General features: G+C 44.1%; 1 protein-coding gene. It reads left to right on the top strand.

The genetic code is table 11. The features are described 5' to 3' along the window. Positions 1-127: 127 nt before the first annotated feature. Positions 128-1,157 (top strand): transposase (locus tag HC733_RS22330; protein WP_190367171.1); only part of this gene is annotated, 1,030 nt, incomplete at its 3' end.

The following is a 1,157-nucleotide window of genomic DNA, read 5'->3' as shown; positions in this document are numbered from 1 at the left end:
GGCGTTGAGGCTGTAGAATTACTCTTTTCAGGTACTGGATTATTGGTTCTGGATTGGCTGTTTTTTAACCTTGAATCGAGTTGGTTACTGTGATCTAATAGCTATTATTCACCCATGGTAATCGGTTATGGCCAACTACAAGCCAGACTTATCCTGCCAAAATAAATTCATTCCAATCAATTTCGCTGAGCAAATTTTGCCAGGAACCTTTGAATATGCGCTTTGTTATATTGTCGAAAATAAGCTCGACTTGTCGGGTTTTGATACTTGGTATAACAACGACAAAACAGGCGCTGCGGCGTATCCGCCCACGGTGATGCTAAAGGTTATTTTACTTGGCTATGCACATGGTTTAATCAGTAGTCGTCGAATTGCTAAAGCGTGTGAAACAAACATTTTATTTATGAGTGTGTCGGGTGATATTCAGCCGCATTACACATCAATAGCGGGTTTTGTGGCTAAAATGCACGAACAGATTGAAGCGCTATTCACACAAGTGCTGATGATTTGTGACGAAGAAGGGTTGATAGGTCGCAATATGTTTGCCATTGATGGCTGCAAGTTAAAGTCGAATGCGAGCAAGGAGTGGAGCGGCACATTCGATGAGTTAGGCCGTAAAAAAGCAAAACTAGAGCGGGCAAGTAAACGCATCATTGAGCGCCATCAAGCACAAGACGGCCTAAGTGAAGAGCTAGTCACTCAGGACTTAAAGCAAAAAGAAAAGCTAGATAAAAGCGCGGCTAAAATCACAAGGTTCCTCGCCACACATACAGAAAAAACAGGCAGCAAAGGGAAGCCGGTTAAAAGCAATATCACCGACCCAGACAGTGCAAAAATGACCACCTCCAAAGGCACCATCCAAGGTTACAACGGCATTGTGATAAATGACGATAAGCACCAAATCATCCTGCAAGCACAGGTGTGGGGTTCGGTGGGCGAGCAACAAACACTGCCACCTGCAGTGACGCAATTAAAGCAGCAGCTTGATAAGTTGAACACGGTTAAAGCCACAGACAACCACACAATTAAGTTCACCGCAGACAGCGGCTTTAATAGCGAAGCGAACCTAGAGTTCATGGCGCAAAGTGGTTTTGATAGCTACATAGCCGATAACCAATTTAGAAAACGCAACCCGCTGTTTAAAGAGAGCGAAACCT

Source organism: Pseudoalteromonas sp. S16_S37 (assembly GCF_014694405.1).
GTDB lineage: Bacteria > Pseudomonadota > Gammaproteobacteria > Enterobacterales > Alteromonadaceae > Pseudoalteromonas.
Note: the sequence above shows the minus strand (reverse complement) of the source record. Positions and strands in the feature narration are given on the sequence as shown.